Raw genomic sequence first — 10,551 nt, 5'->3', positions numbered from 1 at the left:
TGCCGACCACTCTAGCCGGTATTACCCGTCGGTAACTTGCGGAGGGGTCCCAGTCACTCGAGGAGGGGTCCCAGTCACTCGAGGAGGGGTCAATGCCTCGACGAGCACCGGAACGACCAACTCGCGTTGCCACGGACGGGCTCGTCCCTCGGCGAGTCGATCGTCGACGAGCTGGTGTGCCTCGAGCGGGTCGACGGCCGTCCAGTCCCACACCAGCCGCCGCAGAACGTCCGGCAGCAGCAGGTTTTCGACGGGCACACCGACCCTCTCGCTCAGCTCGGTCATGGCGGCTCGGACGGTGGCCAGACGTTCGGCCGCCTCCGGATCGCGCCGTGACCATCTGTTGACGGGCGGGGGTCCGTCGAACGGAGCGGCCCGGGGCGGCAGTTCCCCGGAGGGCAGACGCCTGGCTCGTTCCAGCGCGGACAACCACACCTTTGACGAGTGTCGCTGGCGCGGACCACCGAACACAGGCAGCGCGCGTAGGTCGTTCTCGGACTTCACGTCGGCAGATGCGGCGGAGATGATGGCGGAATCCGGCAGCACCCGACTCGGCGCGATGTCTCGTCGCTGCGCCAGCTCGTCACGGGCGCGCCACAGTTCCCGAACCGAGGCCAGTACACGTTGGGAGCTGATCGAGTGGATGCCCGACGTGCGCCGCCACCTCTCGGGTTTCGGCTTGGGTGGCCCGAGCGTCAGAATGTGGGCGAACTCCTGAGCAGCCCAGTCGGTCTTGCCCTGCGCCTCGAGTTCGGCGGCCATCGCATCTCGCAGTTCGAGAAGAACCTCGACGTCGAGTGCGGCGTAGTTGAGCCAGATGTCGGGGAGCGGTCGGGTCGACCAGTCGGCGGCACCGTGGCCCTTCTGCAGCGATAGACCGAGTGTGCGCTCCACGATCGGCCCCAGGCCGACCCGTTCGAAGCCCGCGAGCCGCCCAGCGAGTTCGGTGTCGAACAACGTGGCCGGGACGAGTCCGAGCTCGTCGAGCCCCGGAAGGTCCTGATCGGCGGAATGCAGCACCCATTCGAGCGGATTGATCACCTCGGCGAGCGGGTGCAGTGAATCGGCCACCGGGATCGGATCGAGAAGGACAGTTCCGGCGCCGCGGCGGCGAAACTGCAACAGATATGCGCGCTGTGAGTACCGGAAACCCGACGCCCTCTCCGCGTCGACGGCGAGCGGGCCATGCCCTTCGGCCAACTGTGCTGCAGCGGCAATGACACCGGCCGGTGAATCGACGAGGGCGGGGACACCGTCCGCGGGGGCGAGTAGAGGCACCGCCGTCGGCGCGTCCTCCGCTGTCTCCGACGGCTCGCTGGAACTGGCTGTTGACATGAGTGCAGACTCTAGGCCCTCGAGAGTCGACTTTGCGCGAACTACGTACGGTTTTTCTCACGATCGCGGAGGTCGGTGATGCCTGCCGGAGGTAGTCCGGCGGCGTAGGCGAGGACTTCGCAGAACGCTTCCACGTGGGATGCCAGTTCCACCGAACCTGCCGTCCACGACGCGCGCAACTCCAACTGGTGCGCCTTCGGCGGACCGGCGATGTCGCCGTACCGCACCGAACTCGTCGACGTCACGGTGCCGCCCAGCGCGGTAAACGGCTCGGCTCGGCTCTCGAGGGCGTCGACCAGCCAACTCCAACCCACCTCGGGAAGAAGTGGGTCCGACGCCAGAGTTTCGTCGACGTCTGCCTGGATGTACGCGACGAGGCGCATCGTTCCGTTCCAAGCCTCGTCGCCGTCGGGGTCGTACAGCAGAATCAGTCGTCCGAATGCATCGCCGTCGGACTGTTCCCCGACGTCGTCACCGTCAGGATGCGCAACTTCGGCTCCGATGGCATAACTGAAGGGTGCGAGTCGCTGCGGCGGCCGAATGGGCCCGATCTCGATCGACGGGTGTACGACGGCCCGGTGCATCGCCTCGATCGCCGATCGAAACGGCGCAGGCTCGGCAGAGGATCCGGGTTTGGTCACAACATCGGACGGTAGACTTCTCAGGTTCTTCATAGTCGGAGGCGCGCCGAGCCGAGACCAACCCGCCGCTGTAACGGCGCCCGAGTGGTGAAGCCGGTGTCGTACCTGCATCGAAGACTTCTCGCCGGGACGTGGCAGCATGGACGTCGATGAACATCGACACGCCTTCGCCCCGTCGCCGACTTCCCGATGCTCCGTTGCTGGCGGCCGTTGCAGGCCGGTCGCCGACGCGCCGTCCCGTGTGGTTCATGCGGCAGGCCGGCCGCTCGCTGCCGGAGTACCGAAAGATCAGGGCCGGCATCGGAATGCTCGAGTCCTGCTTCGACGCCGAACTCGTCGCCGAGATCACCTTGCAGCCTGTCACGCGGCACGGTGTCGACGCGGCGATCTTGTTCTCCGACATCGTGGTACCGCTCAAAGCGGCAGGTATCGATCTCGACATCGTGGCCGGCACCGGACCTGTCATCGCCCATCCGGTGCGGTCGGCAGCCGACGTCGCCGCACTTCCGAAGCTCGATGCGCAGCAGGTGGCGCCGGTATCCGACGCGGTCGGCCTGTTGGTTCGCGAACTGGGCGAGACCGCACTGATCGGTTTCGCCGGAGCGCCCTTCACGTTGGCCTCGTACCTCGTAGAAGGCGGACCCAGTCGAAACCACGAGAAGACGAAAGCGCTGATGCGTTCGGATTCGGCGACGTGGCACTCGTTGCTGGACAGGCTCGCGGACACCACCATCACGTTTCTGCTGGCGCAGCTCGAGGCCGGTGTGGACGCCGTTCAGCTGTTCGACTCGTGGGCCGGGGCGCTCTCGCTCGCCGACTACCGTGAGTTCGTACTTCCGCATTCGAAGAAGGTGTTCGACGCGGTCTCTTCTGCCGGTGTGCCCAAGATTCACTTCGGTGTCGGCACAGGTGAGCTGCTCGGGGCCATGGGGGAGGCCGGCGCCGACGTCGTCGGTGTCGACTGGCGCATCCCCCTCGACGTAGCTGCGAAGCGAGTCGGCCCGGGCAAAGCACTGCAGGGCAACCTGGATCCGGCAGTGCTCTTCGCCGGCTGGGATGCGATCGAGAGCGAAACCAGGCGCATCGTGGCCGAGGCCGACCGAGCCGTCGAAGCGGGTGCGCTCGGGCATGTGTTCAATCTGGGACACGGTGTGCTGCCCGACACCGACCCGGAGATGATCACACGGCTCGTGGAGCTGGTGCACTCGCTGTGACCGATCGATCGATCAGGGCTGCAGTCGTCGGGGGCGGCATCACGGGCCTCGTCGCGGCCTATCGATTGCGCACCACATTGGGGCCCGATGCCCACATCACGGTGGTGGAGGCATCGGATCGGCTCGGTGGCACGCTACGCACGGTCGATCTCGCCGGCGGACCCGTCGATGTCGGCGCCGAGGCCTTCGTCGGGCGCCGACCGGAGGTTCCAGCATTGATGGATGAGCTGGGCATCGCCGATCAGCTCGTCTATCCAGCCGGAAGACGCCCGCTCATCTACGCAGCCGGTGCGCTCCACACAATGCCCACCGACACATTGATGGGCATTCCGTCGGGTGCCGCCTCGATGCAAGAGCTTGTCGACGGTGCCACCCTCGCCACGATCGAGCGCGAGCCCGAGATGGAGTTCACGTGGGATCGCGGCAAGGACTGCAGCGTTGCGGACCTCGTCGCAGCCAGATTCGGCGAGCAGGTTCTGCGCCGATCGGTCGACCCGCTGCTCGGCGGAGTCTATTCGGGTCTGTCCGATTCGATCGGCGTGCGTGCCGCGCTACCGACACTCGCCGCTGCCCTGGACGCCGGGGCGAGAAGTCTGACCGACGCAGTGCGCCGCGCGCTGCCCGAGCCGAGTTCGGCCCCCGTGTTCGGCACACTCCGCGGTGGATACGGCGTTCTCGTCGACACCCTCGTCTCGGCCGCGGACGCACACATCCTCATGAACACCCGGGCGACGTCGATCTGCGGTGAGCGCAAGGGGTGGATGCTCGATCCGGTCGGACACGTCGATCTCATCGTGCTGGCCATCCCGGCCCCCGAACTCGCACACGTCTTGTCCGACATCGTGCCCGACGCAGCACAGTCGGCTGCGGAGATCGAGCTCGGCTCCTCTGCCGTCGTTGCCATGGCGCTACCCCCGGGAACCGAGTTGCCGGACAACTCCGGTGTTCTCGTCGCTACCGACGCAGGCCTGGCGGTCAAGGCGTTCACATTCTCGAGCCGCAAGTGGACGCACCTCGCCGAGCGTGAGGTGCCCCTGTTGCGGGCCTCGCTCGGGCGGTTCGGCAACGAAGAACCGCTGGCCTTGCCCGACGATCTCCTGGTCGAGCAGGCCATGGGAGATCTCCGATCGATCACCGGCATCGATGCCGCGCCCACCGCGACCCTCGTCCAGCGCTGGTACGGCGGACTTCCCCAATATGCGCCCGGACACCTCGATCGTGTCGCCCACATCGAGGCGGCTGTGCAGCGGTTGCCCGGCATAGCCGTCGCCGGCGCGTGGAGCTACGGAGTCGGGGTGCCCGCCTGTGTCGCCTCGGGCACCAGAGCTGCCGCCGTCGTATGCGAAGTGGCACGATAGAGCCATGGCACGCCTCGATTATTCCGCGCTCAACTCCACTCTCCGCTACCTGATGTTCTCGGTGTACAAGGTCACCCCAGGTGTTCTGGGGGAGGACCGCGCTGCGGCCGCCAAGGAAGCGAGAGCGTTTTTCGAAAGCCAGGAGGAGAAGGGCGTCGTCGTGCGCGGCGTGTACGACATCGCCGGGATGCGTGCGGACGCCGACTTCATGGTGTGGACGCACGCGGAACGAATCGAGGAGCTGCAGGCCACCTACTCGGACTTTCGACGCACCACCGCGCTCGGCAAGGCGAGCACCCCCGTCTGGAGCAACTCGGCGTTGCACCGCCCCGCCGAGTTCAACAAGAGCCACGTCCCCGCATTCATCGCAGGCGAGGACCCGGGTGCCTACATCTGTGTCTACCCGTTCGTGCGGTCCATCGACTGGTACCTGCTTCCGGACGACGAGCGACGCACGATGCTCGCTGATCACGGCAAAGCTGCGCGCGGATACAAGGACGTGCGGGCAAACACCGTGCCGTCCTTCGCGTTGGGCGACTACGAGTGGATCCTGGCCTTCGAGGCGCCCGAACTCGACCGCATCGTGGACCTGATGCGCGATCTGCGCGCCACCGAAGCGCGCCGTCACGTCCGTGAAGAAATCCCGTTCTTCACCGGGCCGCGGGTCGACGTCGAAGCACTCGTTGCGGCGCTTCCATGACGGATATGTCCTTCGATGCGGTGATCTTCGATTTCTCGGGCACCCTGTTCCGCCTCGAGGAGCAAGAATCCTGGTTCGAGGGCGTCACACACGCCGACGGCACGCCGGTGGACGGCCATCACGCAGCCGAGCTCATGCGCCGAATGACCGCACCGGTGGGTGAAGTGGTCGAGTTCGACGACGTGACCAGACATGCCTGGCGGAACCGCGATCTCGATCCGGCCCTGCACCGTCAGGCCTATCTGCATGTGCTGCAGAAATCGGGAGTCGACGATCCGGGCCAGGCGAGTTCTGTGTATGGCAGGGTCATCGACCCGTCCTGTTGGACCCCGTACCCCGACACCGCCGTGGTATTGAAAAGGCTTGCGGCCGCCTCGATTCCGGTTGCCGTGTTGAGCAATATCGCATTCGACATACGGCCTGCCTTCGAAGCGATCGGCGCCGCGCAGTACGTGAACGAGTTCGTGCTGTCCTTCGAGCTCGGCTTCGTCAAACCTCAACCGGAGATTTTTCGTCATGCCGTCGATGCACTCGGCGTCGACCCGAGTCGGACACTGATGGTCGGCGACAGCGAGGAGGCCGACGGCGCGGCGAGGAGCATCGGATGTTCGTTCGCGCTCGTCGATCCCGCACCGACGCAGGATCGGCCGAGTGCACTGTCGAATGTGTTGGACAGTATCGGCATCTGAGGTGGTCCCAGCTACACACGACGGTGGCGCGCCGCGTGAGGGTGCCCAACACATGGCGCACTGGGGGATGTATCGGGCGACGGTGGCCGACGGCGAGGTGACCGCCGTTCACCCGTTTGCGGGAGACTCGAGTCCGTCCCCGGTGCTCGGGAACGTGCCGGGTTCGGTGCGCCACCGTTCGAGGATCACCGGGCCGTCCGTGCGCGCGGGGTGGCTCGAGAACGGGCCCGGCCCCAGCGACCGTCGGGGTGCGGATCGATACGTCGCCGTGTCCTGGGACGAACTGACCGAACTACTCGCCGCCGAACTGCGGCGAGTGATCGATCGCTTCGGCAACGAGGCGATCTACGGCGGATCCTACGGCTGGGCGAGCGCGGGCCGCTTCCATCACGCGCAGAGCCAGATTCACCGATTTCTGAACTGTCTCGGCGGCTACACCGGGTCGGTGAACAGCTACTCCCTCGGCGCCACCGGCGTCATCATGCCGCACGTATTGGGAGCCCACTGGAAGATGTTCTCCCGCTCGACATCCTGGGAGGTCATCGCCCGTCACACCGATCTGCTGGTTGCATTCGGTGGCGTACCGGTGAAGAACACTGGCACCAATCACGGTGGTACGTCGGATCATCCGACCGAAGCAGCCCTCGATGCTCTTCGCTCGCGCGGCGGAAAGATCGTCTCCATCAGCCCCCTGCGCGACGACATCGGTGGCGCGGCGACATGGCTGAGCCCGCGACCCGGAACCGATGTGGCAGTGATGCTCGGTCTCGCCTACGTCCTGGCCACCGAGGACCTGCACGACCTCGCTTTTCTCGACCGGTACTGCACGGGCTACCGCGTCTTCGAACGCTACCTGCTCGGAGATACGGACGGCGTCGCCAAGACTCCGCAGTGGGCTTCGGACAAGTCGGGTCTCGCGCCGGACGTCATCGTCGATCTGGCGCGGGCCATGGCGTCGCAGCGCACTTTGGTGTCGGTGACCTGGTCACTGCAGCGGATACGCGGCGGCGAGCAGGCGCCCTGGATGGGTGTAACCCTCGCAGCGATGCTGGGGCAGATCGGAATACCGGGCGGCGGATTCGGTCACGGCTACGGTTCGATGAACGAACCGGGTCGCGCCCCCGTCCCGTACCCGCTCCCGACGCTGCCGCAGGGCATCAACCCTGTGAAGACTTTCATTCCGGTCGCAGCGGTATCGGACATGCTGCTGAACCCGGGTAAGACCATCGACTACAACGGAACGCGACTGACGTACCCGGACATCAAGCTGGTGCATTGGGCCGGCGGCAATCCATTTCACCACCACCAGGATCTGGGGCGCTTGCGCCGCGCGCTCACTCGACCCGACACGGTCGTCGTGCACGAACCGTATTGGACGCCGATGGCCAGACACGCCGATATCGTCGTGCCGTCGACCACCTCACTCGAACGCAACGACCTCAGTTGCACCCGCAACGATCCCTTGCTCGTGGCAATGCACCAGGCGGTGCCGAAATACGGCGGTTCGCGTGACGACTACGACACCTTCGCCGACGTGGCCCGGGCGATGGGAGTCGGCGACACCTTCACCGAAGGGCGGACATCGGGGGAGTGGGTCGAGCATCTCTACGGCCAGTGGCGCGGGTACCTACGGTCAGCAGGCGTCGAGACTCCGTCGTTCGAGACATTCTGGCGTGCCGGGTCGGTTGCCATGGCAACCGAGGACGACCTGACGTTTCTCGCGGATTTTCGGGCCGATCCCATCCGGAACGCGTTGCGCACCCCGAGTGGCCGCATCGAGATCTTTTCCGAAGTCGTCGACGGTTTCGGCTACGCCGACTGCCCTGGCCACCCGTCCTGGCAGGAACCTGCGGAGTGGTGGAAAGGGCCGCGTGCGCAACGGTTTCCGCTGCTGCTGATCGCCAATCAGCCTCGAAGTCGACTGCACGGTCAGCTCGACCACGGGGCGGTGAGTCAGGCGTCGAAAGTGCAGGGTCGAGAACCGATCCGAATGCACCCGAGCGCCGCAGCAGCCCGGAACATTTCGGCAGGGGAGGTGGTGAAGGTGTACAACGACCGCGGCTCCTGTTTGGCCGGAGTACTCCTCGACGACGGGATGCTCGACGATGTCGTGCAGCTGTCCACGGGCGCCTGGTACGACCCGCTGGATCCCGAGGACACGGCAGCGATGTGCAAGCACGGCAATCCGAACGTGCTGACGGCCGATGTCGGTGCATCGGCGTTGTCGCAGGGGTGCACCGGACAGCATGTGCTGGTGCAGATCGAACGCTACGACGAGGACCTTCCGCCGATCACCGCGTTCGATCCGCCCGAGTTCGTCCAGGAAGACGATGTCAGAAGACGATCCGGCTGATCGTTTCGGCGATGAGGGCCGGCTTTGCTTCGTTTTCTATCTCGAGTGTGTTGGTCGCAATTACCTGAAGTGCGCCGCCGGAAACCTCCTCGACCGAGGTGAGGGTGGTGTGCAGGCGTACGTGCGCACCGACCTTCACCGGGTTGATGAAGCGAACCTTGTTCGAGCCGTAGTTGATTCCGAGCTTCACGTTTTCGACCGTGTATATCTGCCAGTTCAACACCGGGATGAGCGAGAGGCTGAGGTAGCCGTGTGCAATCGGCCCGCCGAACGGGCTTTCCTTCTTCGCACGCTCGACATCGACGTGGATCCACTGGTGATCCCCGGTCGCATCGGCGAAGGTGTTCACCCGTTCCTGGGTGATCTGCAGCCAGTCGCTGGACCCGAGATCCTCGCCGACGGCCGCCCGAAGTTGCTCTGCTGAGGTGAAAGTGCGCATCGTCACAGTATGGCTGATGGGCACTTCACCGTCGGCGAGACCACCACACTACTCAGCGGCTATTGAACTACTCGGCGGGTTTGAGAACCAGCGAAATCGAGTTGATGCAGTACCGCTGGTCGGTGGGCGTCGGGTAACCCTCGCCCTCGAATACGTGCCCGAGGTGGCTGTGGCAGTTCTTGCAGACCACTTCGACGCGGCGCATTCCGAGGGAGCTGTCGACCTTCAGGATGACTGCATCGCTGTCGGCCGGGTCGAAGAACGACGGCCAACCGCAATGCGATTCGAACTTCTCGGTGCTGCGAAAAAGCTCTGCGTCGCATGCGCGGCACAGGTAGACACCCTCGGTGGTGGTGTCGGTGTACTCACCGACGAAGGGGCGTTCGGTACCTGCTTGGCGCAGTACCGCGTACTCCTCCGGGGTGAGCTTCTCGCGCCACTGTGCGTCGGTGAGCGCAACTGCGGGGGTGGGATCGTTGTCGGTCGCGGAACTCATGCCACCAAACTAATACGTACGAGCAGTCTTCGTCGTTTCCGCTGGTGGGCGATCCTCCAGCAAGTAGTCGGGTTCGATTCCCTCATCCAGGCGGCCATCCTGACGGGACGCGAGGTATCGGCCGATGAGAACTCCGAAGATGACGATGATCAGCAGGCTCCACCCGAAGGTGGTGCGCAGGTAGTCGAGCGCACGGCCCTCGGTGAAGAACCGTCCGGACAGCCATCGGTCGTAGGACATGAAGCCGTAGATGGCGAGCCATGCGGGCCAGTTGCGCAGCACGGAATTCTTCAAGACCACCGTCATCAGCAGTGGGAACAGCATCATGGAGTAGTACATCTGGCCCAGCGACCCGAGCAGCCAGTGCGCCGTCAACACCAGGCCCGAGGTGGTGGCGATGAAGAAGAGCCGATCCTCCCGGCAGTACCGGTACAGAATCCACAACGAGACGAGCACCATGATGCCGAGAACGCCTCGCATCGCCAGAACCATGAGGTCCGGGAGGCCGTAGTAGAGACCGTTACCGACGATGGCGCTGTTGAAGTAATCGCGCGTTTGAAGCAGATATGGGACGGTGCGCCGGACGAAGTCCATCGGATCAGCTGCGAGCGGCCACGCAATGGCGGTGGTGACCACCGGTATTGCGATCGCCGGGATGAACACCTTCCACTGCCTGGTCATCAGCGGGATGATCAGCAGCGGAATCAGCATAGGTTTGATCACCAGCGTCAGGCCGATCGCAACTCCCGCCCACAGGTCTCTGCGCTTGAGCAGAAATGCGATGAACGCAACTTCACCGAGCAGCACGAAGCCGTTGAAGTTGGTGAACACCAGAGTGTTGGTGACAGTCTCGCTGGCGAACGCAGCAAGCAGGAGAACTGGAGCGGCAACCGACTTCAGGTCGAACCCGAAGATGCGTAGCAGGATGTACAGCGCGACCAGGATTGCGATGGTGCTGGCGATGATGAACAGCCAACGGGAGCGTTCGGGGTCGATGACCGCAATGGGCGAGAGAAGCATGGTCGCACCCGGGGGATACAGGTAGTGCGGATCGACCGAATCGAAGTTTGCGGTATATACGGGTTCGCGATTGAGAAACGCCAGCGCAGCCCGATACACCGGGTTGTAATCGTCGGTGATGTCGCCGTTCACAGCTCGAATGAGCACGCGGTTGAGCACGGTCATGATGGCCAGAGGCCACAGAGCGTAGGTGACTACTTCTGCGGTGGATCGACCGTTGCGTGGCTCGAGGAAGCTAAGTGACACGTGCAGCACGCTACCTTGAGCGGTGGCCCCCGATCACCGAGACACCCCCGAGGGTTCTTC

Annotated in this window: 10 protein-coding genes; 5 read left to right on the top strand and 5 right to left on the bottom strand. The window is 64.7% G+C overall.

All coding sequences use genetic code 11. The annotated features are described in order from the left end of the window. Nucleotides 1-21: 21 nt before the first annotated feature. Entirely contained in the window at nucleotides 22-1,335 is a 1,314-nt protein-coding gene (locus J1M86_RS16865) for a ribonuclease D (protein ID WP_206510722.1), read from the bottom strand. 41 nt (nucleotides 1,336-1,376) lie between these two features. Continuing rightward, nucleotides 1,377-1,976, bottom strand: a complete 600-nt coding sequence (locus tag J1M86_RS16860) for a DUF3000 domain-containing protein (RefSeq protein ID WP_075840194.1) — start codon at nucleotides 1,974-1,976, stop codon at nucleotides 1,377-1,379. Between the two features lie 149 nt (nucleotides 1,977-2,125). Between J1M86_RS16860 and hemE the strand changes: the two genes are divergently transcribed. Genes hemE through J1M86_RS16835 form a run of 5 tightly spaced genes read left to right on the top strand, consistent with a single transcriptional unit; the run spans nucleotide 2,126 to nucleotide 8,290 of the window. Further along, nucleotides 2,126-3,190, top strand: a complete 1,065-nt coding sequence (gene hemE, locus J1M86_RS16855; RefSeq protein WP_075840193.1) for a uroporphyrinogen decarboxylase — start codon at nucleotides 2,126-2,128, stop codon at nucleotides 3,188-3,190. Then, nucleotides 3,187-4,548 (top strand): protoporphyrinogen oxidase, encoded by a 1,362-nt coding sequence (locus J1M86_RS16850; protein WP_206510721.1) that lies wholly within the window; start codon nucleotides 3,187-3,189, stop codon nucleotides 4,546-4,548. Before hemE ends, J1M86_RS16850 begins: the two co-directional genes overlap by 4 nt. Before the next feature lie 4 nt (nucleotides 4,549-4,552). Further along, the gene (gene hemQ / locus J1M86_RS16845; RefSeq protein ID WP_075840020.1) at nucleotides 4,553-5,248 is read left to right on the top strand and encodes a hydrogen peroxide-dependent heme synthase; all 696 of its coding nucleotides are present in this window, start codon (nucleotides 4,553-4,555) and stop codon (nucleotides 5,246-5,248) included. Then, on the top strand, nucleotides 5,245-5,937 hold the full coding sequence (locus J1M86_RS16840; protein WP_206510720.1) for an HAD family hydrolase: 693 nt from the start codon (nucleotides 5,245-5,247) through the stop codon (nucleotides 5,935-5,937). Before hemQ ends, J1M86_RS16840 begins: the two co-directional genes overlap by 4 nt. 52 nt (nucleotides 5,938-5,989) lie before the next feature. Next, nucleotides 5,990-8,290 (top strand): molybdopterin-dependent oxidoreductase, encoded by a 2,301-nt coding sequence (locus tag J1M86_RS16835; RefSeq protein WP_206510719.1) that lies wholly within the window; start codon nucleotides 5,990-5,992, stop codon nucleotides 8,288-8,290. Here the strand turns inward: J1M86_RS16835 and J1M86_RS16830 are convergent. The 3 genes from J1M86_RS16830 to J1M86_RS16820 form a co-directional block, all read right to left on the bottom strand. Next, nucleotides 8,271-8,729, bottom strand: a complete 459-nt coding sequence (locus tag J1M86_RS16830; RefSeq protein WP_075840191.1) for a MaoC family dehydratase — start codon at nucleotides 8,727-8,729, stop codon at nucleotides 8,271-8,273. The genes J1M86_RS16835 and J1M86_RS16830 overlap by 20 nt on opposite strands. 67 nt (nucleotides 8,730-8,796) lie before the next feature. Continuing rightward, nucleotides 8,797-9,225 carry a peptide-methionine (R)-S-oxide reductase MsrB gene (gene msrB / locus J1M86_RS16825; protein ID WP_206510718.1) on the bottom strand — a complete coding sequence of 143 codons (429 nt, stop codon included), beginning with the start codon at nucleotides 9,223-9,225 and terminating at the stop codon, nucleotides 8,797-8,799. Between the two features lie 9 nt (nucleotides 9,226-9,234). Next, on the bottom strand, nucleotides 9,235-10,491 hold the full coding sequence (locus tag J1M86_RS16820) for a glycosyltransferase family 87 protein (protein ID WP_206510717.1): 1,257 nt from the start codon (nucleotides 10,489-10,491) through the stop codon (nucleotides 9,235-9,237). Nucleotides 10,492-10,551 lie beyond the last annotated feature (60 nt).

The sequence above is a fragment of the Rhodococcus sp. KRD197 genome (genome assembly GCF_017168235.1).
In the GTDB taxonomy this organism is placed as follows: Bacteria; Actinomycetota; Actinomycetes; order Mycobacteriales; family Mycobacteriaceae; genus Rhodococcoides.
Note: the sequence above shows the minus strand (reverse complement) of the source record. Positions and strands in the feature narration are given on the sequence as shown.